The sequence below is a fragment of the Rhodoplanes roseus genome, from assembly GCF_003258865.1.
Classification (GTDB): domain Bacteria; phylum Pseudomonadota; class Alphaproteobacteria; order Rhizobiales; family Xanthobacteraceae; genus Rhodoplanes; species Rhodoplanes roseus.
Genome location: NZ_NPEX01000002.1, coordinates 33,470 through 57,095 on the forward strand (window position 1 = coordinate 33,470; position 23,626 = coordinate 57,095).

General features: G+C 69.5%; 23 protein-coding genes. 16 read left to right on the forward strand and 7 right to left on the reverse strand.

Annotation, left to right across the window (positions count from 1 at the left end):
* Positions 1-857: M23 family metallopeptidase (locus tag CH341_RS35620; protein ID WP_245430797.1), on the forward strand; the 857-nt coding region annotated here is incomplete at its 5' end.
* Positions 858-867: 10 nt separating this feature from the next.
* Here the strand turns inward: CH341_RS35620 and CH341_RS00555 are convergent.
* Positions 868-2,250, reverse strand: coding sequence for a M20/M25/M40 family metallo-hydrolase (locus tag CH341_RS00555; RefSeq protein WP_111417089.1), 1,383 nt, complete (start codon positions 2,248-2,250; stop codon positions 868-870).
* A gap of 28 nt (positions 2,251-2,278) precedes the next feature.
* Positions 2,279-3,940, reverse strand: a complete 1,662-nt coding sequence (locus CH341_RS00560; protein ID WP_111417090.1) for a helicase HerA-like domain-containing protein — start codon at positions 3,938-3,940, stop codon at positions 2,279-2,281.
* Between the two features lie 399 nt (positions 3,941-4,339).
* Between CH341_RS00560 and CH341_RS00565 the strand changes: the two genes are divergently transcribed.
* The 7 genes from CH341_RS00565 to CH341_RS00595 all read left to right on the forward strand — a co-directional run bounded on the left by CH341_RS00565 (position 4,340) and on the right by CH341_RS00595 (position 11,892).
* A complete protein-coding gene (locus tag CH341_RS00565; RefSeq protein ID WP_111417091.1) occupies positions 4,340-4,747 on the forward strand; it encodes a DUF4332 domain-containing protein in 408 nt (135 codons plus the stop codon).
* Between the two features lie 121 nt (positions 4,748-4,868).
* Positions 4,869-5,708, forward strand: coding sequence for a dihydropteroate synthase (folP, locus tag CH341_RS00570; RefSeq protein ID WP_111417092.1), 840 nt, complete (start codon positions 4,869-4,871; stop codon positions 5,706-5,708).
* Entirely contained in the window at positions 5,705-6,082 is a 378-nt protein-coding gene (folB, locus tag CH341_RS00575) for a dihydroneopterin aldolase (protein WP_111417093.1), read from the forward strand. Before folP ends, folB begins: the two co-directional genes overlap by 4 nt.
* Positions 6,075-6,575, forward strand: coding sequence for a 2-amino-4-hydroxy-6-hydroxymethyldihydropteridine diphosphokinase (gene folK, locus CH341_RS00580; protein WP_111417094.1), 501 nt, complete (start codon positions 6,075-6,077; stop codon positions 6,573-6,575). Before folB ends, folK begins: the two co-directional genes overlap by 8 nt.
* Positions 6,576-6,749: 174 nt before the next feature.
* The gene (locus CH341_RS00585; RefSeq protein ID WP_111417095.1) at positions 6,750-8,639 is read left to right on the forward strand and encodes a methylmalonyl-CoA mutase family protein; all 1,890 of its coding nucleotides are present in this window, start codon (positions 6,750-6,752) and stop codon (positions 8,637-8,639) included.
* Between the two features lie 167 nt (positions 8,640-8,806).
* On the forward strand, positions 8,807-10,975 hold the full coding sequence (gene scpA / locus CH341_RS00590) for a methylmalonyl-CoA mutase (protein WP_111417096.1): 2,169 nt from the start codon (positions 8,807-8,809) through the stop codon (positions 10,973-10,975).
* 131 nt (positions 10,976-11,106) lie between these two features.
* Positions 11,107-11,892, forward strand: coding sequence for a DUF3298 and DUF4163 domain-containing protein (locus CH341_RS00595; RefSeq protein WP_245430798.1), 786 nt, complete (start codon positions 11,107-11,109; stop codon positions 11,890-11,892).
* A gap of 12 nt (positions 11,893-11,904) precedes the next feature.
* Here the strand turns inward: CH341_RS00595 and CH341_RS00600 are convergent, their stop codons facing one another.
* Both CH341_RS00600 and CH341_RS00605 read right to left on the reverse strand, forming a co-directional pair.
* Positions 11,905-12,801, reverse strand: a complete 897-nt coding sequence (locus tag CH341_RS00600) for a tetratricopeptide repeat protein (RefSeq protein ID WP_146604330.1) — start codon at positions 12,799-12,801, stop codon at positions 11,905-11,907.
* Between the two features lie 447 nt (positions 12,802-13,248).
* Positions 13,249-15,408 carry a hypothetical protein gene (locus CH341_RS00605; RefSeq protein WP_146604331.1) on the reverse strand — a complete coding sequence of 720 codons (2,160 nt, stop codon included), beginning with the start codon at positions 15,406-15,408 and terminating at the stop codon, positions 13,249-13,251.
* Positions 15,409-15,744: 336 nt separating this feature from the next.
* On the opposite strand from CH341_RS00605, the gene meaB reads away from it, so the two are divergent.
* From meaB to CH341_RS33535, 8 genes are all read left to right on the forward strand, one after another.
* Complete coding sequence (gene meaB / locus CH341_RS00610; protein WP_111417100.1) at positions 15,745-16,749, forward strand: methylmalonyl Co-A mutase-associated GTPase MeaB; 1,005 nt, start codon at positions 15,745-15,747, stop codon at positions 16,747-16,749.
* 45 nt (positions 16,750-16,794) lie between these two features.
* Positions 16,795-17,433, forward strand: coding sequence for a pyroglutamyl-peptidase I (locus CH341_RS00615; RefSeq protein WP_146604332.1), 639 nt, complete (start codon positions 16,795-16,797; stop codon positions 17,431-17,433).
* Between the two features lie 115 nt (positions 17,434-17,548).
* Positions 17,549-17,746 (forward strand): CsbD family protein, encoded by a 198-nt coding sequence (locus tag CH341_RS00620; protein WP_111417102.1) that lies wholly within the window; start codon positions 17,549-17,551, stop codon positions 17,744-17,746.
* A gap of 169 nt (positions 17,747-17,915) precedes the next feature.
* The gene (locus tag CH341_RS00625) at positions 17,916-18,665 is read left to right on the forward strand and encodes a DUF3750 domain-containing protein (RefSeq protein ID WP_245430800.1); all 750 of its coding nucleotides are present in this window, start codon (positions 17,916-17,918) and stop codon (positions 18,663-18,665) included.
* A gap of 86 nt (positions 18,666-18,751) precedes the next feature.
* The gene (arsS, locus tag CH341_RS00630) at positions 18,752-19,738 is read left to right on the forward strand and encodes an arsenosugar biosynthesis radical SAM (seleno)protein ArsS (RefSeq protein ID WP_111417104.1); all 987 of its coding nucleotides are present in this window, start codon (positions 18,752-18,754) and stop codon (positions 19,736-19,738) included.
* 1 nt (position 19,739) lies between these two features.
* Positions 19,740-20,432, forward strand: a complete 693-nt coding sequence (locus tag CH341_RS00635; RefSeq protein WP_111417105.1) for a TIGR04283 family arsenosugar biosynthesis glycosyltransferase — start codon at positions 19,740-19,742, stop codon at positions 20,430-20,432.
* Positions 20,410-21,033, forward strand: a complete 624-nt coding sequence (locus tag CH341_RS00640) for a TIGR04282 family arsenosugar biosynthesis glycosyltransferase (protein ID WP_111417106.1) — start codon at positions 20,410-20,412, stop codon at positions 21,031-21,033. The genes CH341_RS00635 and CH341_RS00640 overlap by 23 nt, the downstream gene beginning before the upstream one ends.
* 56 nt (positions 21,034-21,089) lie before the next feature.
* Entirely contained in the window at positions 21,090-21,392 is a 303-nt protein-coding gene (locus tag CH341_RS33535; protein WP_210208139.1) for a hypothetical protein, read from the forward strand.
* Here the strand turns inward: CH341_RS33535 and CH341_RS00650 are convergent.
* The 3 genes from CH341_RS00650 to CH341_RS00660 form a co-directional block, all read right to left on the reverse strand.
* Positions 21,359-21,733 (reverse strand): TIGR03809 family protein, encoded by a 375-nt coding sequence (locus CH341_RS00650; protein ID WP_111417108.1) that lies wholly within the window; start codon positions 21,731-21,733, stop codon positions 21,359-21,361. The two genes, CH341_RS33535 and CH341_RS00650, sit on opposite strands and share 34 nt — an antisense overlap.
* Before the next feature lie 343 nt (positions 21,734-22,076).
* Positions 22,077-22,778, reverse strand: a complete 702-nt coding sequence (locus CH341_RS00655) for a hypothetical protein (RefSeq protein ID WP_111417109.1) — start codon at positions 22,776-22,778, stop codon at positions 22,077-22,079.
* On the reverse strand, positions 22,775-23,275 hold the full coding sequence (locus tag CH341_RS00660; RefSeq protein WP_342634986.1) for a sigma-70 family RNA polymerase sigma factor: 501 nt from the start codon (positions 23,273-23,275) through the stop codon (positions 22,775-22,777). The genes CH341_RS00655 and CH341_RS00660 overlap by 4 nt, the downstream gene beginning before the upstream one ends.
* Positions 23,276-23,626: the final 351 nt, after the last annotated feature.

Consider the following 23,626-nt stretch of genomic DNA (forward strand, 5'->3'; position numbering starts at 1 on the left):
GGGGCCTTCCGCAGGAGCCCGCCCCGGCGATGCCGAAGGCCTCGCCGATCAGCGACACCGTGATCTTCAAGGCGCCGCCGGACCGCCAGGCCCGGCTCGAGTCGCGCCAGCCGGCGACGACGCTGGCGGCCGCGACCACCCGCAACATCCTGCCCGGCATCGAGGGCAAGATCGCCCGCCTGCACAGTGCGCTCGACCGCATCGAGACCCGCCAGGCGTCGTCGCTCGCCGCCCTGGAGGAGAGCTACGAGAGCCGCGCGCGACGCATCCGCGCCGTGCTGGTCGATCTCGGGCTGGAGCGCGCCGCGCCGGCCGAGAGCAATGTCGGCGGGCCCTATGTCCCGATCCGGCTCGCGTCGGTGACGCCGGTGTTCGAACGCCAGGTCCAGCGTGTCCGGCTCGCCCGCGCCCAGGCCGAGCGGCTGACCAAGGCGCTGGTGGCGATCCCGATCCGCAAGCCGGTGTCGGGCGATGTCGATTTCAGTTCCACGTTCGGAGTCCGGGTCGATCCGTTCCTCGGCCGGCCGGCCATGCACACCGGCCTCGACTTCCGCGGCAGCTCCGGCGAGCCGATCCGGGTGACGGCCAACGGCACCGTCACGACGGCGGGCTGGACCGGCGGCTACGGCAAGATGATCGAGATCGACCACGGCAACGGCCTGGCGACCCGCTACGGCCATCTCTCCGAGATCCTGGTGCATCCCGGCCAGAGCGTAAAGATCGGCCAAGTGGTCGGCCGAATGGGCTCGACGGGCCGCTCCACCGGCCCGCATCTGCATTACGAGACGCGGGTCTCGGGCGAGGCGGTCGATCCGCAGAAGTTCCTGCGCGCCGGCGTGCGGATGGGCACGCTCTGACGCGTCGCCGCTACGCCGCCAGCGCGGCGAGCACGCGGGCCCAGCTCCGAATCCCCTTGTGGAACGATCGAAGGTCGTACTTCTCGTTTGGCGAATGGATGCGGTCGTCGTCGAGCGCGAAACCGATCAGCAGCGTGTCCATGCCGACCAGCCGCTTGAAGTCGGCGACGATCGGGATCGACGCGCCCGACCCGACCAGCAGCGCGTCGCGGCCCCACTCGTCGGTGAGGGCACGGCGCGCCGCCGCGAGCTGCGGCAGATCCCACGGCACCGCGACGGCCGGCGCACCGGTGTGGTCCTCGAAGGTCGCGCTGCAATCGGACGGCAGGCGCGCGCGCACGAACGCCCGGAACGCCTGGCGGATCGTGTCCGGGTCCTGGCCCGCGACCAGGCGGAACGACACCTTCGCGAACGCCTTGGACGGGATCACGGTCTTCGAGCCGGCGCCCGTGTAGCCACCCCAGATGCCGTTGATGTCGGCGGCGGGACGCGAGAAGAGCTGCTCGATCACGCTGCGGCCGCGCTCGCCGGCCGGCTCGCTCAGCCCGACCGGCTTCAGGAAATTCTCCGGCGTGAGATCGAGCTTGCGCCACGCGGCGAGCACGTCGGCGGGCGGGTCCGTGATGCCGTCGTAGAAGCCCGGAATGGTGATGCGTCCGTCGTCGTCGTGCAGGCCGCCGAGGATGTTCGTCAGCACCCGGATCGGGTTTCGCGCCGGGCCGCCGAACAGGCCGGAATGCAGGTCGCGGTTGGACGCCGTGATCTCGACCTCCTCGTAGAGGAGGCCGCGCAGCGCCGTGGTGATGGCCGGCGTCGCCGCATCCCACATTCCGGTGTCGCAGACCAGCGCCAAGCTGGCGCCGAGCGCCGCACGATTCTGCGTGATCCAGGCCGGCAGGCTCTTGGAGCCGCACTCCTCCTCGCCCTCGATCAGGATCGTGACGGGCAGCGGCAGCTTGCCGGTAACGGCGACGAAGGCCCGGCAGGCCTCGACGAAGGTCATCACCTGGCCTTTGTCGTCCGAGGCGCCGCGCGCCACGATCGCCTTGCGGCCATCCGGCAGCGTGACGATGCGCGGCTCGAAGGGCGGGCTCTCCCACAGGTCGAGCGGATCGACCGGCTGGACGTCGTAGTGGCCGTAGAACAGCACCCGGCCCGCATCGCCGTCGCCGCTGCGGCCGAGCACGACGGGATGACCCGCGGTTTCGGAGAGAGACGCAGCGATCCCGATGCCCTGGAGATCGGCGGCGAGATGCGCGGCGGCGGCTCGGCAGTCGGCGGCATGGGCCGGATCGGTCGAGATCGACGGAATGCGCAGGAACGCGAACAGCCGCTCGTGGCTGGCGGCGAGGTCGGCGTCGATACGGTCGAGAACCTGATCGAGAACGGTCATCCCAGAAGCACCTTCGAGACAGAAGACATCAGCGGCGGGTCGACGAGCGTTGCGGTGTCCCGAACAGGCCGCGTTCGACCGCCGCGGTGGCCGAGGTCGTGTCCTCGTCGAGCAGCCCATAGGTGCGGCTCTTGCCCGACCGGGCGTAGCTGCGACGCGACGACGGCGACATGCCCATGCGCTTGAGCGCCTCCTGGGTCGCGGTGCGGGCGACGACGGCCGCCACCGAGCGGCCGAACTGGCGCACCGCCGGGTGCGACAGGAACGCCCCGATGCCGCCGAGAATGCGGGATCCGATGCCGGGCTGCTCGGGCGGCGCGCCGCTGCCCTCGCGACCGGCACCACCGCGGGGCGCGGGTCGCCCGTCGCCGTCGTCCTGCGGAGCGGCGCCGTTCGTCAGAATGTCCGTCAGGGGCCGATGCGGGGAGACCTTCTCGTAGCGGCCCCGCACCGGGCTCGACGCGATGATCGCCTTGCGCTCCTCCGGCGTGAGCGGCCCGATCCTGGCCGCGGGCGGACGGATCATCGCACGATCGACCATCGACGGCGTGCCGTTGCCTTCCAGGAACGAGACCAGCGCCTCGCCCTTGCCGAGTTCCGTGATGACCTGTGCCGTGTCGAGCTTGGGGTTGGGCCGGAACGTCTCGGCGGCGGAGCGGACCGCCTTCTGGTCGCGCGGCGTGAAGGCGCGCAGCGCGTGCTGCACCCGGTTGCCGAGCTGGGCCAGCACGGTGTCGGGCACGTCGAGCGGGTTCTGCGTGACGAAATACACGCCGACGCCTTTCGACCGGATCAGCCTGACCACCTGCTCGATACGATCGAGCAGCGCCTTGGGCGCCTCGTTGAACAGCAGATGCGCCTCGTCGAAGAAGAAGACGAGCTTCGGCTTGTCGAGATCGCCGACCTCGGGCAGGCGCTCGAACAGCTCGGCGATCAGCCACAGCAGGAAGGTGGCGTAGAGCCTGGGGCTCTGCATCAGCTTGTCGGCCGCCAGGATGTTGATCCGGCCGCGCCCGCGATCGTCGACCGCCATGAAGTCGGAGATGTCGAGATCGGGCAGCCCGAAGAACTTGTCGCCGCCCTGGTTCTCGATGACCAGGAGCTGGCGCTGCACGGCCCCGATGGTCGCCGGCGCGACGTTGCCGTAGCGGGTGCCGATGTCCTTGGCGTTCTGGCCCAGATGGGCGAGCAGCTCGCGCAGATTGGCGAGGTCGAGGAGATCGGCGGCGACGCCGTCGGCGGTGCCGTCCGCCTCGTCCATTACCTTGAAGGCGATGTTGATGACGCCCTCCTGGACGTCGTTGAGGTCGAGCATGCGGGAGAGCAGCAGCGGGCCGAGATCGTGCACGGTGGCACGGATCGGGTGCCCCTGCTCGCCGAACAGGTCCCAGAACACCACGGGAAACTGATCGGGTGCGTAGTCGTATCCCATCTGCTTGGCGCGATCGACGAGGGCCGGCTTGGCCTCGCCGCGGGCCGCAACGCCGGAGAGATCGCCCTTGATGTCGGCGGCGAAGACCGGAACGCCGGCGCGCGAGAAGCCTTCGGCGAGCACCTGCAGCGTGACGGTCTTGCCCGTGCCGGTCGCGCCGGTGATCAACCCGTGCCGGTTCCCGAGGGCGAGGGTCAGATATTCCGGCTTGTCACTTTTGCCGACGAGAATCTTCCCGTCCTGATCCAAGGTGCCCATGGTCGCCTCTCGATCGCTCGCTGCCGCCGCGCTCGCGGTTCCGCCGGCCGAATCCCGAACCGCAAGACCGATACAGGCTTATACTGACTGTCCCTCGTCGGGGCGAGCCGGCACCCCGCCCGTCGCTCGTTCGAATGTCACATAGACGCAAGCGAAGCCGCGTTGCGAGATCGCAACACAGGCCTGCAACATCGCGTTAGCAATCGTGGCGCGATTGTGTTTCGATCCCGGGATGTCAGAATGATGACCGTGGAATGCGGGGCGAGAGGGGGCCATGGTTTTCGTTGCCAGCCGATTCGCTGCCGAGTCGGGCGCGCGTGGTCGCGTCGTGGCGCAGCGGCTCGACCACAGGTCGATGCATGGTCCGCTCGCGCAGCATTCCGGGCGTTGGACCGCCCGATGAGGTACTCGATCGCAGAGCTCGATGGCATCGTGCCGGGCATCGCAGCCGCGTTGAAATCGGCCGGCATCCGCACCACCGGCAAGCTGCTCGAGGCCGCCAAGACGCCGAAGGGCCGCAAGGAGCTCGCCGAGCGCACCGGCCTGACGCCGCAATGCCTGCTGCGGATCGCCAACTTCGCCGACAAAATGCGGATCAAGGGCATCGGCGAGGAGTACGCCGAGCTGCTGGAGGCCGCCGGCGTCGACACGGTGCGCGAGCTGAAGTATCGCAACCCGTCCAACCTGGCGAAGCGCATGGCCGAGGTGAACCGCCACCGCAAGCTGGTGCGCACCGCGCCGTCCGAGAAGGCGATCGAGCGCTGGATCGAGACCGCCAAGGGGCTGCCCGTCAAGATCAGCTACTGAGGCTCGCTCGTCGCTCGCCAGGAGTTCAGCGGAATACGGCATTCCGGCCGGTGCGTGAACGGTCGCGAGCTGGTCCACCGCAACGCTTGACTCCGCCCCGCCACCGCGCAAAGCCCTGCGCATGATCTCGGCCGCCGTCCCGACCGCTCCCGCGAGCCTCGCCGACCTCCTGCGAGCCGGGCGGCCGCTCGTCATGGGCGTGCTCAACGTGACGCCGGACTCCTTTTCGGACGGGGGCGCGTTCTTCGATCCGGACACCGCGATCGCACAGGCGAAAGCCATGATCGAAGACGGCGCCGACATCGTCGACATCGGCGCGGAGTCGACGCGGCCTTACGGCGGTGCACAGCCGGTGTCCGCCGCCGAGGAGATCGCCCGCTTGGCGCCGGTGCTGCCCGCCGTCGCCGCGATGGGCGTGCCGGTCTCGGTCGACACGATGAAGGCCGCGGTGGGCGCCTGGGCGCTCGACCACGGCGCCACGATCCTCAACGACGTGTGGGGGCTGCAGGGCGATCCCGAGATGGCGCCGCTCGCGGCGGCGCGCCGCGTGCCCGTCGTGGTGATGCACAACCGCGATCGCGCCGATCCGGCGATCGACATCGTCGCCGACGTCGAGGACTTTTTCGCCCGCTCGCTGGCCGTCGCCGAGACGGCCGGCATGGCACCCGAGCAGACCGTGCTCGATCCCGGCATCGGCTTCGGCAAGACGCCGGCGCAGAGCATCGCGACGCTCGCGGCGACGCCGCGCCTTCTCGCCTTCGGCCGGCCGCTGCTGATCGGTGCGTCTCGGAAGCGGTTCATCGACAGCGTATCGCCCGCCCCGCCTCAGAAGCGGATCGGCGGGTCGCTCGCCGCCCATCTGCTCGCCGTGCTCGACGGGGCCGCCATCGTGCGTGTCCACGACGTGCCCGAGACCGTCCAGGCGCTGAAAATCGCCGCCGCTATCCGGAACGCCCGATGACCTCCGCACACGACATCGTTTTCGTCACCGGCCTCGCCGTCCATGCCTATCACGGCGTGATGGAGCACGAGCGCACCGTCGGGCAGACGTTCCTGCTCGACCTCGTCTTGTCGGCGGACCTCTCCGAGGCGTCCCGCACCGACAAGCATTCGACCACGGTATCCTACGATCAGGTGGTGGACTGCGCGACCCGCGCCTTCGTGGCGAAGCGCTTTCGTCTGGTCGAGGCTGCGGCCGGCGCGGTCGCCGAGGCGGTCCTCGAGAGCTTTCCGCGGGTAATGGAAATCCGCGTCACAGTGCACAAGCCGCATGCGCCGATTCCCGCGACCTTCACGGACGTCGGGGTCGCGATCGTCCGCACCCGGCATGGCTGAGGCGGTCCTCTCGCTCGGCGGAAATCTGGGCGAGCCGCGTGCGACGCTCGCGCGCGCGGTAGAGGTGCTGTGTGCCGATGCTGCGGTGCGACTTCTCGCGCGGTCGTCCGACTACCGGACGCCGCCCTGGGGCGACACCGATCAGCCTGCCTTCGTGAATCTCTGCATCCTCGTCGACACCAGTCTCTCGCCGCACGATCTCCTGGCACGCGCACGGTCCGTCGAGACCGCGCTCGGCCGCGACCGGGTGCGCGAGCGTCGGTGGGGCCCCCGCACCGCGGACATCGACATCGTGTCCTACGGCGATGCAGCAGGCGACGTGATCATCGAGGACCCGGACCTCGTGCTGCCGCACCCGCGCGCGGCCGAGCGCGCCTTCGTGCTGGTGCCGCTCGCCGAGATCGCACCGGACCACCGCCTCGGCGGCATCGCGGTTCGTGATCTCGTGGCCCGGCTCGACACCAGCGGCATCACGCGGCTGACGAGCAAATAACGAGGAGTCCGTAGATCGCCCGATACGGGCGGGGCCTGTATGCTCTGGCGGCACTTCCTCCATCCGGACCTGTACTTATACGGTTCTGTCCGGACCAACTATTCGCGCGAGTCCAGCCATGCATTCGCGATCGTTTCCTTGGCGAAACGCATTAGTCGTGGCATCTTCCGCGCCATGACTCAGACCGCCGAAGACCTCACGCTCGCCGGCGAGTTCCCGCCGGCCACCCGCGAGCAATGGCTCGCGCTTGTCGAGGGCACGCTGAAAGGCGCGCCCTTCGAGAAACGGCTCGTCTCCAAGACCTATGACGGGCTGCGGATCGAGCCGCTCTATCCGAGCGACCGCACTGCCCGCCCGGTGCCCGCGCGCGCCAGCGGCGCGCCCTGGCTGGTCCTGCAACGGGTCGATCATCCCGATCCGAAGGCGGCCAATGCCGAGGCGCTGCACGACCTCGAGAACGGCGCCACCGGCCTGTCCCTGGTGTTCGCCGGCAGCCTCGGGGCACGCGGCTACGGCATCGGCGGCGACTCCGACACGATCGCCAAGGTGCTGGCCGACGTACGGCTCGACGCCATCGCGCTCGACCTGCAGCTCTCGCCGCAGGCCAAGGAGGCGCCGCAGCGCATCGCCGATCTGGTGGCGGCACGCGGCCTCTCGCCCGGCGCGCTCGACATCCGTTTCGGCATCGATCCGCTCGGCGCCATCGCGGCGTTCGGCAAGGCACGGATCGCTTGGCCCGAGATGGCCAAGGAGTTCGTGATCAGGGTCCGTGATCTCGCGGCGCGCGGCTTCAAGGGCCCGTTCGCGGTGGCGGACGGCCGCGTGGTGCACGATGCGGGCGGCTCCGAAGCGCAAGAGCTCGCTTTCATGCTGAGCGTGGCGCTCACCTATGTGCGGGCGCTCGAAGCCGAGGGCATCCCGCTGGACGCGGCGCGGAAGACCGTGTCCTTCCGGGTCGCCGCAGACGCCGATCAGTTCCTCACCATCGCCAAGATCCGCGCGCTGCGGACGCTGTGGGCGCGGGTCGAGGAGGCCTGCGGCCTCGCGCCGTCCCACATCGTCGTCACGGCCGAGACGGCGTGGCGGATGATGACGACGCGTGACCCCGCCGTGAACATGCTGCGCGCGACAGTCGCGGTGTTCGCGGCCGGCGTCGGAGGCGCCGACGCCGTGACGGTGCTGCCGTGGACCGCGCCGATCGGCCTGCCCGACCGCGCCGCCCGCCGCATCGCCCGCAACACGCAGCTGATCCTGCTGGAGGAGTCGTATCTGTCCAAGGTCGCCGATCCGGCGGCCGGGGCCGGCGGCATCGAGGCGCTGACCAAGGAGCTCTGCGGCACCGCCTGGACGCTGTTCCAGGAGATCGAGGGAGCCGGCGGCATCTGGGCCGCACTGACCCAGGGTCTGCTGCAAAAGAAGATCGCGGGCGTGCGCACGGCACGTGAGAAGGCCGCCGCCAGCCGGCGCGACCCGATCACTGGCGTGAGCGAGTTCCCGAACATCGCCGAGGCCACGCCGAACATCATCGACGTCGCCCCGTCGGCGGTGACGCCCGTGCAGGCGAGCGTGACGCTCGAGCCGCTGTCGGCGATGCGGATCTCCGCCGCGTTCGAGGCGTTGCGCGACGCCTCCGACGCAGCCCTCGCCAAGACCGGCTCGCGCCCGAAGGTGTTCCTGGCCAATCTCGGCCCGCTCGCCGGCTTCACGGCTCGCGCCACCTTCACCAAGAACTTCTTCGAGGCCGGCGGTATCCAGACCATCGGCAACGACGGGTTCCTGGCCGACGGAAAGACCGACCTCGCCGCGCTGACCGCCGCCTACAAGGCGTCCGGCGCGACCCTGGCGTGCCTGTGCTCCTCCGACGACGGCTACGGCCGCGAAGCGGTCGAGGCGGCGAAGGCTCTGACCGCAGCGGGCTGCGCCCACATCTATCTCGCCGGACGTCCCGGCGAGCGCGAGGCGGAGTTCAAGGCTGCCGGCATCGCGCATGCGATTTTCATGGGCTGCGACCTGCTCGCGACCCTGACGGAGGCGCAGCGGCTCGCCGGCACGGGAACCGCCTGACGACGGCGCCGGTCGGCGCCGTGCGGATCCGCTCCGCACGGCCGGCCGGATGCCGCGGCGCATGTCGACGACGTAACGACACATGGCCCCATCGATGGGGCGCGTCATACTCTCTGGACTGAGACCACGGCGGCCGGCGGGTCGCACCACTCGCACGAGGCTCGAACATGACGAGGATTCCGGATTTCGCCACGGTCGCGTTCGCAGATACCGCCGCTCCGCCCGCGCCGACCGGAGCGACCGCCGCCCCCTGGCTGACCCCCGAAGGCATCACGGTGAAGCCGGCCTACACGGCGGCCGACCTCGATGGGCTCGACTTCCTGGACACCTATCCGGGCGTGCCGCCGTTCCTGCGCGGTCCCTACCCGGCGATGTACGTGACCCAGCCCTGGACGGTGCGGCAGTATGCCGGCTTCTCCACGGCCGAGGATTCGAACGCCTTCTACCGGCGCAATCTGGCCGCCGGCCAGAAGGGTCTGTCGGTCGCCTTCGATCTCGCGACCCACCGCGGCTACGACAGCGACCACCCGCGCGTCTCGGGCGACGTCGGCATGGCCGGCGTGGCGATCGACTCGATCTACGACATGCGCACGCTGTTCTCCGGCATCCCGCTCGACCAGATGAGCGTGTCGATGACCATGAACGGCGCGGTGCTGCCGATCCTGGCGCTCTACATCGTCGCCGCCGAGGAGCAGGGCGTGCCGCCCGTGAAGCTCGCCGGCACGATCCAGAACGACATCCTCAAAGAGTTCATGGTGCGGAACACCTACATCTATCCGCCCCTGCCCTCGATGCGGATCATCTCCGACATCTTCGCCTTCACCTCGCAGAACATGCCGAAGTTCAACTCGATCTCGATCTCCGGCTATCACATGCAGGAGGCGGGAGCGACGCAGGACCTCGAGCTCGCCTACACGCTCGCCGACGGCGTCGAATACGTGCGGGCCGGCGTGGCGACCGGACTGACCATCGACAAGTTCGCGCCGCGCCTGTCGTTCTTCTGGGCGATCGGCATGAACTTCTTCATGGAGGTGGCGAAGCTGCGCGCCGCCCGCCTGCTGTGGGCCAAGCTGATCAAGCCGTTCGACCCGAAGGATCCGCGCTCGCTCTCGCTGCGCACGCATTCGCAGACCTCGGGCTGGTCGCTCACCGCGCAGGACGTCTACAACAACGTCGTGCGCACGGCGATCGAGGCGATGGCCGCGACCCAGGGGCACACCCAGTCGCTGCACACCAACGCCCTCGACGAGGCGCTCGCGCTGCCGACCGACTTCTCGGCCCGTATCGCCCGCAACACCCAGCTGTTCCTGCAGCAGGAGAGCGGCACGACGCGGATCGCCGATCCATGGGGCGGCTCGTTCTACATCGAGCGGCTCACCTACGAGCTCGCCAGGACGGCCTGGGGCCACATCCAGGAGATCGAGGAGCTCGGCGGCATGGCCAAGGCCATCGAAGCCGGCATTCCGAAGCTGCGCATCGAGGAGGCGTCGGCCAAGACCCAGGCCCGCATCGACTCCGGCATCCAGTCGGTGTTCGGCGTCAACAAGTACAAGCTCCAGCACGAGGCAGCGATTGACGTGCTGAAGGTGGACAATTCCGCCGTCCGCACGATGCAGATCGAGAAGCTGCAGCGTCTGCGCGCCGAGCGCGACCCCAAGGCCGTCCAGGCGGCCCTGGACGCCCTCACCCATGCGGCCACCGACCCGTCCAAGGGCAACCTGCTGGCGCTCGCCATCGACGCGGCTCGTGCCAAGGCGACGGTCGGCGAGATCTCGCTCGCCCTGGAGAAGGTCTTCGGCCGGCATCGTGCCGAAATCCGGGCGATCTCGGGCGTCTACAAGCGGGAGGCCGGTGCGATGTCGCAGGGGATCGATCGGGTGCTGAAGCTCGTCGCGCAGTTCGAGCGTGACGAAGGTCGCCGTCCGCGCATCCTGGTCGCCAAGGTCGGCCAGGACGGCCACGACCGCGGCCAGAAGGTGATCGCCTCGGCCTTCGCGGATCTCGGTTTCGACGTCGATATCGGCCCGCTGTTCGCCACACCCGGCGAGGCCGCCCGGCAGGCGGTGGAAAACGACGTGCATATCGTCGGCGTGTCGTCGCTGGCGGCCGGCCATCTGACGCTGGTCCCCGAGCTGAAGGCGGCGCTCGCCGCCGAGGGGCGGCCCGACATCATGATCGTGGTCGGCGGCGTCATCCCGCCGCAGGACTGGGACGCGCTGAAAGCGTCCGGCGCCGAGGCGATCTTTCCGCCCGGGACCGTGATTGCCGACGCGGCCGAGGAGCTGGTGAAGACCCTCAACCGCCGGCTCGGCCACGAGCGCGCCGCGGCGGAGTGACGCTCGACACCGGTCCTAAACCTTGAGGTCAAGTCTGGAGCGGCCGGCATCGCGGATGCAGGCCGCTCTGGTATAAGCGGCCTCCCCGGCCGCACCTCGGCATGCGGCGCGCCAATTCGGAACCGCCGTCCATGATGCTCGCCCTTACCGCTCGCTGTCTCGTCGCCGCAGCCGCCGTCGCGCTCGCCGCCGCCCTGCCGGCTGCCGCCGACACCGTGATGTCGGCCAAGACCCGCTATCTCGACATGAAGGTCGAGATCGACAGTGCCCTGAAGAGGATGCCGGGCCTGTTCGAGAACCTGTCGGCGGAGGGCAAGACCTGGGGCGAGGCGAACCGCCGCGACGCCGACCAGGCCTGGCGCCGGGACAAGTCCGATTTCTCCGACGGCCGGAGCTGGGGCTTCGAGCGGACCTACACGCTGTTCTCGACCGCCGGCCGTTATGTGGGCGTACTGCGCCGGGACTACGTCTACACCGGAGGGGCACATCCCAACACCGTGGTCGACACGATCCTGTGGGACACGGCGGCGAAGAAGCCGGTGAGCGTGCGCCCCTTCTTCACCGAGACGGCCGACAACGGCCCCACCATGAAAGCCCTGGCGAAGCTGATCCGCGAGGCGGTGGCGAAGGAGAAGAAGGCGCGCGGCGGCGACGTCGCGAGCGATCTCACCAAGGACGAGTGGCTGAAGGGCATCGAACCGTCGCTGCTCAAGCTCGGGCCCCTGGTGCTCGCCCCGTCGAACGAGACCGGCAAGAGCGGCGGGCTCTCGGTCCACTTCTCGCCCTATGCGGTCGGCTCGTATGCCGAGGGCCTCTACACGGTCGTCATTCCGTGGCGCGATTTCGCCCAATATCTCTCGCCCGAAGGCCGCGCCGTATTCGGCGGCGAGCCGCCCCCGCCCGCGAAGGACGATTGAGGACGGAGGTCCTCAATGCGCCGCCTCGGGACGGCGGCGCGCCAGCAACTCCTGGAACCACGCCTCGCCGCGAACCGCCGCGAGATCCTCGTCAGCGGCGAGATGCTCGGGCGGCGGCAGCGTCGCGGCGGCTTCTGCGCCTTCCAGCGCGGCACGGCAGTCCTCGGAGTGGCCGCGCAGCGCCGCGATGCAAGCCAGCGTGTAGGTCTCGTTCGGGGCGATCCGCAGCGCCGTGCGAGCCACCTCCTCGGCGCGATCGAGCAGCGCGTCGCTCTCGTCGACATCGTCGGACAGGTGCGCCCAGGCGATCAGCGCCGCGGCACGATCGCAGAGCGCATCGTAGTCGCCGGTCGCGATGCGCAGGGCTCGCGCGAACACCGCATCGGCCTCCGCGAACAGACGCGCGGCATCGGCCGGATCGGCGCTTCGCTCGGCCCGCGCGACGAGCTCGCCGGCCCAGGCGAGAAGCGCGACGCTGCGGTCCGGTTGCACCCGTGCCGCCGTCGAAAACCTCTCCGCCGCGAGCGACCACAGCCGCTCGGCTTCGACCGTCTGCTCGACGCGCCGCGCCAGGGCGGCGAGGGCGGCGCCCCAGGCGACCAGGGCATCCGCTCCCGGCGCAGCGAGGTTGCGGGCGACGGCGAACTTCACGTCCGCCTCGTGCAAGAAGCGCCGCGCCACCGCCGCATCGGCGACGCGGGCGGCGCGGGCGGCGAGCGCCTGTGCCCAGGCGACCAGCACCGCGGCGGCGTCGGGAGCGACACGCAGGTCTCGGGCGAAGCGCTGGTCGTCGGCTTGCCAGAGCCGCTCGGCGTCTTCCCGATCACGGGTCTGCACGGCGGCACCGGTGACATGCCCGCCGAACGGCGAGGCGCTCCCGGGCGCGAGACGCACTGACTCGTCCGACACGCATTCCGCCATCCTGTGCGCGGGGTCGATCGCGAGCGGGTCCGCGGCCCGACGCGCCCGCGCTGCCAGGAGACGGGCCGATCGGCCCATGTCACGGCCGCCGGCCCGGACGCGCCGCGCCGGACCATGCGGGTCCTGCATCTCGGCCGCATCGGCACTCCGTCGATCCGTGACCGACCGATCGATGGAGCCCGCCCACCACGCGCGATCGTCCATCGGCGAGCCTCGTCGGCGTGGCCGCATGCCGCCCGCAGCCGCATCGATGCGGGCCGCCGGAGGCGCGCGGCATGCAAGCATGAAGGCTAACATCGTCGCCGCCTTCGCGACAACGCATCGCAGCGCGACCGGATCGGCCGACGATCAACAACAGGAGAGGCGTGACCGGAAAAGCGCGCGGCTCTCCTCACGGTCGTGAGAAGAGCAGGCTACGCGCAGGCTAGGCCCGGATCAGCGCGCATCCACGACGGCGCGGCGATCGACGATCTCTCGGGCGTGGCGCACCACCGCGTCGGCGACGATGGCGTGGCCCTCGGCGGTCGGGTGGAAGGCACCCGAGTAGAGGGCCGCATAGGCCGGCTGCATCACGTCGAATGGCGAGATGCCCTCGCGATGCGTGTTCGCCGTGAGGAACGCGTCGTTGGGGCTGTGGATCAGCCGCCAACGTTTGCCGTAGGGCAGCGTCGCCGCAGGCGAGTAAGGCTGGAAGTCGTCGATCTTCAGCGACAGGCGCGGCACCACCATGTTGATCTGATCGAGCAGAGCGCGCTGCGGATCGCGGGCGCAGACGCCGCGACGGGCGAACATGGCGGTGTGCTCGGTGACGAAGCGGAAGCCGGTGCCGTTGCCGGTGGCGAGCCGCGGGCAGCCCGGCCGCTTGCGGGCGTCGGCGATGCACTCCTGCCGGGCCTGAAGCTCGCGGGTGAAGTCCGAGACCTGCTGCACGCGGGCGCTGCTGAAATTCAGCTTGGGATGCACGTCGAGGCCGAGCGTCGGCTGCAGGCCGCAGACCCGGCCGGTCTCGTCGAACTGGACCGGCTCGTATGCATTGTGCAGCACCGTCGAGGGATCGACGCCGAAGCCGTCGGTCAGCGCGTCCTTGAGCGCCTTCATGCGTCGGTCGAGCACGTCCAGATAGACACGCGCGACATTCGGCTCGAACCGCAACGTGTGCCCGACCAGGCCGGCGATCGGGGCGAGATCGGCAGCGCTCTCGGTGATGCCGTAGGCGACCAGAGCGCCGAAGCCGACATCGTTGCCGCCGATCGAGAGGAGCACAAGATCGATCGGCCGCTTGCGGCTCTCCGGCGGACACCAGAATTTCGTGAAGGTCTGCGACGAGATCGACGTCGAGCCGTGGCTGTAGACCGGCAGCGTGTAGGTCGCATCGCGCGAGCGCGGCGCCCCCGGCCGGCACATCAGCTCGGTGAGCTGGTCGAGCTGCGGCACCACCGTCTTCTGGGCGTTCGGGCCGGTGGTCTGCTCGCGCGGCTCGCGCGGACCGAACAGGCCTTCGACCGTATCGGAGCCCGAGCAGGCGAGGCTGACGAAGCTGACGGCGCGGTGGCGGTTCTCCAGCGAGAGCTGGATGCCGACCCGAAACGGATAGCCGTACTGCGAGCGATGGCAATCCGCAGAGAGCCATTGGGCGCCGCGCTTGTCGAAGGCGGCCTGGAACTCGGGCGAGGTCGGACGATAGACGAGGCCCTTCTCCTCGTCCTCCAACAGGCGCTTGGGCAGCGACTTCGGGTTGGTGTTCTCGGGCGCCGAGGCGACCCCGTAGGTCGGCATCCGCATCGACCGGGTGGCGACGTCGTCGCGGGTGTTCACCGGGTCGTAGACCATCTCGCGGCCCGCGCTGAACACCACGGGTCGATCCGGATTGCTTTCGCCGGAGGCGAACGAGTCGCCCATCGCCACCACCAGGACGTCCTCGACGATCACGTTCGGATCGGCGAACTCGCGCCCGTCCGGCAGCCGGACCGACACCGACGCGCCCGAGACCGAGCGGTTGGTGGAAAACGGCAGGCGCTTGATTACGAAGGGGCTTTTGCAGGATTGACGGACCGTCTCGCCGGGCGGGCCGGCGCGGCGCGGCCGCCACGTCCAGGTGCACTCGCCGTCGGCCGTCGCGAGCTGCTCGGGCGCCAAGCGCACGATCACGGTGTGGGCGTCCGGCAGGATGGTGTCCTCTTTCGCCGTTCCCCACGAATACTGGCGGTCACAGGTGGCGGGATAGCGGCGCGGCCGTGCATTGCGGTCGTAGCAGTTCAGGTCCAGCGTCTGGGCTGCCCAGCCGAGCCGGCTCCGCTCGTAGTTGCGGCCGGCCGTGGCAGCACAGGAGGTCAGCGTCGACGGGTCGCGGCAATCGGGATCGTTGAGCCGACGCTCGGTGCGCCAGACGATGTTGCCGGGAACCGGGTCCTGCGCGGCGCCACGAACCGCCTTGTAGGCCCGGTCGTGCAGATCGAACGCGCTGGTGCGCTTGAAGAAGCGGAACGGATTCTCGACCTCCCACACGAGGTCGGCCGCCTGCGCGGCCCCGAGCGACCCGGTCAGGGCGAGCGAAGTCGCGACGATCGAGATCGCCACAGTCGTCCTGGAGCGCATGAGTGTCCCCCTCCGGCGCCGGAATTTATCTAATGATATCGGGTTGGTCGCCGCTGGGGAGAGGAAAGTTCATTCTTCGTTAACTACGACTGTAAACCATTGTGACTCAAGGCGATCGGCGGCTCCATCGGACACCCTGCAGGCCCCGGGACGCCACCGCCGCGGCCCGGTCTCGATGGGCGATCAATTCCGAACTCGGCCCGCGGGCGCCGAGCCGAAGGCCGCGAGAGCGCCCACGCTGGGGCCGACGCGACGCCCCGACCATCCCTCGGCGCATGGCCCGGTCGAGCACGGCGGGCGTTCCTCTGCGGACCGTCCTGCTCTACAGAAGAGATCATGATTCCGCGCACCGCTCTCGCCCCGTCGGCTTCCGACATCGTTCGCCTCGTTGCCGGTGTCCGGGCCGGCGAACGGGCCCTTCTGGCCCGTGCCATCACGCTTGCCGAATCGAAACGCCCCGATCACCAGCTCGCCGCCCGCACCCTGGTGCAGGAGCTGCTGCCGGCGACCGGCAAGGCGATGCGGGTCGGCATCACGGGGGCGCCCGGCGTCGGCAAGTCGACCACCATCGACGCGCTCGGCTCGTATCTCACCCGGCTCGGCCACAAGGTTGCGGTGCTCGCCGTCGACCCCTCCTCGGCCCGCACCGGCGGCTCGATCCTGGGCGACAAGACCCGGATGGCGCAGCTGTCCGCCGACCCGAACGCCTTCATCCGCCCCTCGCCCTCGGCCGGCACGCTCGGGGGCGTCGCCGCCAAGACCCGCGAGACGATGCTGATCTGCGAGGCGGCAGGCTACGACGTGATGCTGGTCGAGACGGTGGGCATCGGCCAGTCGGAGACCGCCGTCGCCGACATGACCGACATGTTCCTGGCCCTGATGCTGCCCGGCGCCGGCGACGAGCTGCAGGGCATCAAGAAGGGCCTGGTCGAGCTCGCCGACATGATCGCCGTGAACAAGGCGGACGGCGACAACCTCGCCCGTGCCCGCGCCGCGGCGGCCGAGTATCGGGCGGCGCTGCACATCCTCTCGCCGCGATCGCCGAACTGGCAGGTGCCGGTGGTGACCTATTCGGCCTACACGGGCGACGGACTAGCGGCGCTGTGGACCAAGGTGGTCGAGCATCGCGACACCATGACCAAAACGGGCGAGCTCGCGGCGCGCCGCCGCGACCAGCAGGTCAAGTGGATGTGGTCGATGGTCGAGGATCGCGTCCACGCCCGCATCGCCTCCGATCCGACGCTCACGGCGAAGCTGCCGCAGATCGAGGCCGACGTCGCCGAAGGCCGGCTGTCACCCGCTGTCGCGGTCGATCAGATTTTTGCGGCGCTCGGGTGGTGATGGGGTCACACGCGCTGGCCTGACGGCGCCAAAACCGCGGTGCTGATGACCACCATCCTGATCACCGGCTTCGGCCGTTTCCCGGGCGCACCGTTCAATCCGACCAGCGGGCTGGTGCGGGATCTGATCCGCCGCCGGCGCCCGGCGCTCGCCGGCGTTCGGCTTGTCGGCCACGTGTTCGCGACACGGTGGGACGCGGTCGACCGCGAGCTCCCCGATCTGCTCGAACGCGAAAAGCCAGATGTTGTGGTGCTGCTCGGAGTCGCGACACGGGCCGACCGCGTGCGGCTCGAGCTGGTCGCCCGCAACCGGCGGACCGTGCTGCTTCCGGACGCAGGCGGAGCACGGGCCCCGGCGATGAGGATCGAGGCGGGCGCACCGTTCTTCGTGCGCGGTCGCTATCCCGTGGCGCGCCTTCGTGCGGGACTACGACAGGCCGGCATCGATCCGGCGTTGTCACGCAACGCCGGCGGATACTTGTGCAACTACGCCTACTGGCGCGCGCTCGAGAGCGCATCCAGACCGAGCGGACCGACGCTCGTGGTGTTCGTGCATGTCCCGCCGCTGCATCGCCTCGCGCGTACATCGCCACGATCGTCACGCCATTGTCACGTCGGGCGCGACCGGGACTTCACCACCCGGGCACTCGAGCAGTTGATCGTCGCGGCCGTGGCCGCGCGCTAGGTCGCGAGATCACGAGATCAAGAGCCTCGGTCCAGGCCATTCAGCCGCGGTCGCCTGCGGAACCCGGACGAGACCTCCGGGTTACCTCCGCATCAGCGACAACGGAGGTTTTCGCATGAACTGGGATCGCATCGAAGGCAACTGGAAGCAGGTCCAGGGCAAGATCAAGGAGCAGTGGGGCAAGCTCACCGACGACGACCTGACCGCCATCAATGGTCGTCGCGAGCAGCTCGAAGGCAAGCTCCAGGACCGCTACGGTTACACCCGCGACCAGGTGAAGAAGGACGTGGACGACTGGCTGAGCCGCTCCTGATCAGTTCGGAACCGAGTTTCGGCGCCCGGGGCCCTGCCCCGGGCGTTTTCGCGTCCGGTGGAATTTGCGGCAGCCCGTCCCCATGTATGATGGCGCTGCCATGACCCCCTCGACCGATCCCGACACACGCGCTGAAACGCCTCGGCCACGGCGCCGCAGGCGCCGCATCATGATCCTCACCATCCTGGCTCTCTTCCTGCTGCCGATCGCCGTTCGGGCCGCCCTCTATGCCGCGGGCGAGACGCCGCGGAGCTGGCGCGACGCCGACTGGTCGAGCATCGGCAGCCTGCCGGCCGCCGCGGCCCATCCGGAGGCTCGCGTGCTGGTGCTGTCCGGCCGCACCGGCGGCTGGAAGGGGGTCGTCTCGGTCCACAGCTGGATCGTGCTGAAGCAAAAAGACGCCCGGAGCTGGACGCGCTACGACGTTGTGGGCTGGGGCAATCCCGTGCGGCTCAACGGCTGGGCCCCGGACGGGCGCTGGTACGGCAACCCGCCGGCCGTGATCGCCGACGTCTCTGGCGAAGCCGCGGAGGCGCTGATCCCGAGAATCCTCGAGACGGTCCGAGGCTACCAGTACGCCAATGCCGGGGATTACCGGGTGTGGCCGGGTCCGAACAGCAACACCTTCGTGGCGAGCGTGCTGCGCGCCGTGCCGGAACTCGGCGCGGCACTGCCGGCCAACGCCATTGGCCGCGATTTCAGGCCCGGCGCCTATGTGGGCGCGAGCGACAGCCGCACCGGCGTGGAGGCGAGCGCGCTCGGAATCGTCGGTCTCAAGGCGGGATGGGTCGAGGGCATCGAGGTCAATCTGCTCGGCCTGGTCGTCGGGCTCGATCTGCGGCGGCCGGCCGTCAAGCTCCCCGGCTTCGGCCGCATCGGCCTCGATCCGGTGCCGTCTGCCACGGCGGCGAGCCATTGAGCCGCAATCGGGCCGGGTGACGATCCGGCCGGCTTGTGCGACGCTGGGTCCATCGAGACGATAGGCCATCAGGCACGAACGGGCTCATGCGAAACACCTCGGCCCTGCTGCAGACGATATCGTTTCCGGCGATCCGCCGCCGGGGCGTGACGACCCTCCAGGTGAATCTCGGCTACCGCTGCAACCAGTCCTGCGTCCACTGCCATGTCGCGGCCGGACCATCGCGCACCGAGGAGATGGACGCGGCGACCATCGATCTCGTGCTCACCGTCCTGACGCGGCGCGGCATCGACACGCTCGACCTGACGGGCGGTGCACCCGAACTCAATCCGCAATTTCGGCGGCTGGTGAGGACCGCGCGGGCGCTCGGCGTCGCCGTGGTGGATCGCTGCAATCTGACCATCCTGGAGGCTTCCGGCCAGGAGGATCTGGCCGGCTTCCTCGCGGCCGAACAGGTCGAGATCGTCGCCTCGCTGCCGTGCTATCTCGAGGAGAACGTCGACCGCCAACGCGGCAAGGGCGTGTTCGGGACGTCGATGACGGCGCTGCGCCGATTGAACGCACTCGGCTACGGACGTGGTGACGGGCTGGTGCTGAACCTCGTCTTCAACCCGCAGGGCGCGAGCCTGCCTCCCGCTCAGGCCGCGCTGGAGCAGGACTACAGGCGCGTGCTGTCCGAGCGCCACGGCGTGGTCTTCGACCGGCTGTTCGTGCTCGCCAACATGCCGATCCAGCGGTTCGGCGCGATCCTGTCGCGGCACGACGACCTCGACCGCTACGTCGGGCTCCTGCGCGATGCGCATCGCGACGACAATCTTTCGACCGTGATGTGCCGCGACCTCGTGTCGGTCGACTGGCGCGGCTTCCTCTACGATTGCGACTTCAATCAGATGCTCGACCTTCCGCTCGTGGCCCGGAGCGATGCGCGCCCGCACCTCCGCGACCTGCTCGACGACGACCTCGGCGGCCATCCGATCCGGGTCGCCGGTCACTGCTTCGCCTGCACGGCCGGACAGGGATCGAGCTGCGGCGGCGCTCTCACGAGCGACGGCGCCTCGGCGGCGGCGGAATGACATGCTGTCGATCGTCGTTCCGGTGCTGAACGAGCAGAACGCCGTCGTCGCGACACTCGATGCACTCGCGCCGCTGCGGGCACGCGGCGCCGAGGTGATCGTGGTCGACGGCGGCAGCCGGGACGCGACCGTCGCTCGCGCGATGCCGCTGGCCGATCGCGTCATCGCGACGCCGCGCGGACGGGCGGTACAGATGAATGCCGGCGCAGCGATCGCGCGCGGCACGGTGTTGCTGTTCCTCCACGCCGACACGCGACTGCCGGATCGTGCCGATCGGCTGATCGCCGGCGCGCTCGCCTCGCCGGATCGCGCCTGGGGCCGGTTCGACGTGATCATCTCGGGGCGCCATCCCCTACTGCGCGTCGTCGCCACGATGATGAATCTGCGCTCGCGCCTGACCGGCATCGCCACCGGCGACCAGGCCATCTTCGTGCGGCGGGACGCCTTCACGACGGCCGGAGGATTTCCGCCGATCGCCCTGATGGAGGACATCGCCCTCTCGGCTGCGCTCAAGCGCATCTCCGCCCCCGCCTGCCTGTCGACTTGCGTGATCACCTCGGGTCGACGTTGGGAGACGCATGGCACGGTCCGAACCATCCTGCTGATGTGGCGGCTGCGTCTCGCCTATTGGCTCGGGGCCTCTCCGACCCGGCTCGCCCGCGCTTACGGTCATGATCCGAAGCCGCAGTCCTGAGCCGGTCGCCATCGCCATTCTGGCCAAGGCACCGGTGCCCGGCCTCGCCAAGACGCGCCTGATCCCGGGGCTCGGCGCCGCGGGCGCGGCGGCGCTCCAGGAGCGCCTCACCGCCCGTGCCGTGACCACGGCGCTGGCCGCCGCAACGGGGCCGGTCAAGTTGTGGGCGACACCCGACCCGCGTCATCCGAGCTTCTCGCGCCTGGCGGCGCACACCGCGGTCGGGTTGTTCCCCCAGCCGGACGGCGATCTCGGCACCCGCATGCGCGTCGCGGCCGAAACGGCCGCCGGCCCGGTGCTGGTGATCGGCACCGACTGCCCGGTCCTCACGGCGCCCCATCTCGTCGCCTGCGCGGAGTCGCTGCGCGACGGGATCGACGCGGTCGTGATTCCGGCCGAGGACGGCGGCTATGTCCTGATCGGCATGCGCCTCGCGAGACCGGAGCTGTTTTCCGGCATGCCGTGGAGCACGGCCGAGGTGATGGCATCGACTCGCCGACGACTCGCTCGAACGGGCCTGAGCTGGCGCGAGCCGGCACGGCTGTGGGACGTGGATCGACCAGAGGATCTCGCCCGGCTGGCGGCCGAGCTTGTCATGTAAAGGTCCCCGAGCCTACGTACTTGCACGAAGACGCTGCCGTGAGATGGCGCGTCATAGTGGGCGAACACCCGGAAGGCCTCGACTGTCGTGTCGCATGCGACGAATGCCCTTTCGAGATCGAGCGCGCATTCGCCGCAAGCACGGGGGCTGAAGTGAAAGTCGTCATGGCCCGGTGCCCGTACCGCGGGCAATCTGTCTCGACGGGCATCGAGATCGAGGAGGCCACCTTCTCGCGTCTGCCGGACACGCTGATCCTGTCCCGCTGCCCGCTGTGCGGGCTCGAGCACGTGTGGTGGAAGACCGAAGCCTGGCTGGAAGACGCCCGCTACGACAAGGACGCGGACGGACCGGCCGGCTGAGCCGCCGCGGCGACCTCCGACAGCACGCCCACCGGCGCCGGCAGAATTGGTGGTCCGTCCGGTGCGACCCCGTCCGGCACCGCGATACGGAACTCAGGGACCGGGCTCGCAACGGCCTGCGCCGGAGGCTCGGGCTCGTCCCACAGTGCCGTCGCCGCCGTCCAGAGCTCGACTTCGTGCACCGCCTCGCGGATGCGCGAGAGGAACTCCTGCTCGTCGAAATAGCGCTTCCAGCGTCCGGACTTGTAGAGCTCGACGAGATGGGCCCGCCGCCGCTCGGCCAGCATGAGGCCCTTGCGGCTCGTCGCGGCCGAGAAGGCGCGCGGAATCATGGAAGGCATGGGAGGTCGCCCGGGGTTCGATGACGATCCTGAGGGTTGGACGCGTACAGGACGGCGACCGATTCGCTACGCGGCGCTGAGGCAGCTTTAAGGCAATACCACTGTTATCCGCAAAGGTATTTCTTTCGGGGTGTCGCCGAACAGCGACCACCGATGCAAATATGCAACAGTTTCGCGCACAACAGCACCTTCGGGCTGCGTTTAGCCGATCGTCGCAACCGACGAGGGGACTGGGCGTCGCTGATGAAAGTCGCGCGGCCGAACCGGATGGGCCACGGCGGACGAAAATCGTACGGCCCGGGACGTCGGCCGCACACCGCCGCCTGGGGCGGCGGACTCCGCGCTACTGAGATTTCGCGACGAAGCCGACCACGGCCTTCTCGGACTGGAAGGCGGCGATCACCCGGCCCATTTCATCCTCGGCCAGGGCCCGGTCGGAAATGCGGATGCGGTAGAGGCCGCCCGGCTTCGGTCCGTCGACGATGCTGGCCCGGTTCGATTCGAGCACCCGGGCGATATCGGAGGCGCTCGCCTGTGGCTGAAAGCGAACGAGCGCAAAGGTCGCCGGTGCCGCCTCGGCCGATCCAGCCGGCTCCTCGTAGGAGGCCATCTCGGGCGCTCCGCCGCCGCTGCGCTCCCCCAGGCTGAGCCCCGCGATCACGCTCGCCTGGACGACGATGACGAGAGCAGCCAGCGCGCCCGCCCAGGCGATCTTGCGGGGCGACAGGGCGGCGAAAAAGTCCACCAGCCGCGCACCGAGCGACGCGGCGGCCTGCGTCTTGCGAGCCGGACCTTCCTCCGCCGCGATCGCCGCGAGCACACGATCCATGGCACGCGCCGAAGGCGTCCCCAGGCTCTCGTTCAGGTGGATCGTCTCGGCCATCTCCTCCCGCACCAGCTCGTAGCGGTGCGCCAGCTCCGGATCTCGGGCGAGCGCCTGCTCCAGCGCCTCGGCCTCGTCGCGGCTCAGGGTGCCGGCCGCGTGCCACGGCAGCATCTCCTCGAGAGCGGCGCGGTCGAGACCTCGTCTGTCCGTCGTCATCATGGCCAACCTCGCTCGACCCCGGCCGCCTTCAGCAGCTCGCCCAGCTTCTTGCGCGCATAGAACATGCGCGTCTTCACCGTGTTCTCCGGGATGCCGACGATGCTCGCCACGTCTTCCACGGACCGCTCGTGGTAGTAGACGAGATCGATGATCTCCCGGTGCTCGGGGGTCAGCGACTGCAGGCACTTCCGCAACACCGCACCCTTGTCCTTCTTCTGCATGGCGGTTTCGGGGTCGTCGGACGTGTCCTCGATCGCCGCTGCCGCCTCGTCGTCCAGCGCCTCGTCGCTCTTGCGACGCACCGCCGACAACGCCTTGAACCTCGCGATCGCGAGAAGCCACGTCGAGACGGCGCTGCGACCTTCGAACCGGCCCGCCTGGCGCCACACGTCGAGGAACACCTCGCTGATCATGTCCTCCGCCACCGCCTGGCTGCCCACGATCCGCAGGACGAACCGATAGACACGGGTGTGGTGCCGGGAGAACAGCACCTGCATGGCGAGCCGGTCGCCATCGGCGATCCGAGCGATCAGGTCGACGTCCGAAGTCGTTGGATCGGCTTTCAACGGTCGGCTCGTGAGGGTAGTCGCCCCGGAAAAGGCATGGGTTCAAACAGGATCGGCATGGATCGACACCACGGTGCGGATGACGGCCAGGTGCGGCTGAAATGCAACACTTCGGCTCCGCTGGCGAGGCGAAAATCGCGCCATGCCGGGGTGGTGGGTGGAAAAGCGCCCACGGTTCGACCCTGCTCTGCTTTAGGCACTTCGTCCCCCGCCCCGGGCCCTCCGCCCCGCCGTCGCATCACCGCGGCAGGGCCGGACCGGGCCGCGCACAACCGTAACATG

What these genes read in the sequence shown, in the direction of transcription:
- CH341_RS00560 (WP_111417090.1), bottom strand. Translation starts at nt 3,940, where the DNA reads ATGGGCACCTTGGATCAGGACGGGAAGATTCTCGTCGGCAAAAGTGAC.
- CH341_RS00595 (WP_245430798.1), top strand. Translation starts at nt 11,107, where the DNA reads ATGATGCTCGCCCTTACCGCTCGCTGTCTCGTCGCCGCAGCCGCCGTC.
- CH341_RS00625 (WP_245430800.1), top strand. Translation starts at nt 17,916, where the DNA reads ATGATCCTCACCATCCTGGCTCTCTTCCTGCTGCCGATCGCCGTTCGG.
- folB (WP_111417093.1), top strand. Translation starts at nt 5,705, where the DNA reads ATGACCTCCGCACACGACATCGTTTTCGTCACCGGCCTCGCCGTCCAT.
- CH341_RS00585 (WP_111417095.1), top strand. Translation starts at nt 6,750, where the DNA reads ATGACTCAGACCGCCGAAGACCTCACGCTCGCCGGCGAGTTCCCGCCG.
- arsS (WP_111417104.1), top strand. Translation starts at nt 18,752, where the DNA reads ATGCGAAACACCTCGGCCCTGCTGCAGACGATATCGTTTCCGGCGATC.
- CH341_RS00655 (WP_111417109.1), bottom strand. Translation starts at nt 22,778, where the DNA reads ATGATGACGACGGACAGACGAGGTCTCGACCGCGCCGCTCTCGAGGAG.
- folK (WP_111417094.1), top strand. Translation starts at nt 6,075, where the DNA reads ATGGCTGAGGCGGTCCTCTCGCTCGGCGGAAATCTGGGCGAGCCGCGT.
- folP (WP_111417092.1), top strand. Translation starts at nt 4,869, where the DNA reads ATGATCTCGGCCGCCGTCCCGACCGCTCCCGCGAGCCTCGCCGACCTC.
- CH341_RS00565 (WP_111417091.1), top strand. Translation starts at nt 4,340, where the DNA reads ATGAGGTACTCGATCGCAGAGCTCGATGGCATCGTGCCGGGCATCGCA.
- CH341_RS00605 (WP_146604331.1), bottom strand. Translation starts at nt 15,408, where the DNA reads ATGCGCTCCAGGACGACTGTGGCGATCTCGATCGTCGCGACTTCGCTC.
- scpA (WP_111417096.1), top strand. Translation starts at nt 8,807, where the DNA reads ATGACGAGGATTCCGGATTTCGCCACGGTCGCGTTCGCAGATACCGCC.
- CH341_RS00650 (WP_111417108.1), bottom strand. Translation starts at nt 21,733, where the DNA reads ATGCCTTCCATGATTCCGCGCGCCTTCTCGGCCGCGACGAGCCGCAAG.
- meaB (WP_111417100.1), top strand. Translation starts at nt 15,745, where the DNA reads ATGATTCCGCGCACCGCTCTCGCCCCGTCGGCTTCCGACATCGTTCGC.
- CH341_RS00635 (WP_111417105.1), top strand. Translation starts at nt 19,740, where the DNA reads ATGCTGTCGATCGTCGTTCCGGTGCTGAACGAGCAGAACGCCGTCGTC.
- CH341_RS00640 (WP_111417106.1), top strand. Translation starts at nt 20,410, where the DNA reads ATGATCCGAAGCCGCAGTCCTGAGCCGGTCGCCATCGCCATTCTGGCC.
- CH341_RS00660 (WP_342634986.1), bottom strand. Translation starts at nt 23,275, where the DNA reads ATGCAGGTGCTGTTCTCCCGGCACCACACCCGTGTCTATCGGTTCGTC.
- CH341_RS00555 (WP_111417089.1), bottom strand. Translation starts at nt 2,250, where the DNA reads ATGACCGTTCTCGATCAGGTTCTCGACCGTATCGACGCCGACCTCGCC.
- CH341_RS00620 (WP_111417102.1), top strand. Translation starts at nt 17,549, where the DNA reads ATGAACTGGGATCGCATCGAAGGCAACTGGAAGCAGGTCCAGGGCAAG.
- CH341_RS00615 (WP_146604332.1), top strand. Translation starts at nt 16,795, where the DNA reads ATGACCACCATCCTGATCACCGGCTTCGGCCGTTTCCCGGGCGCACCG.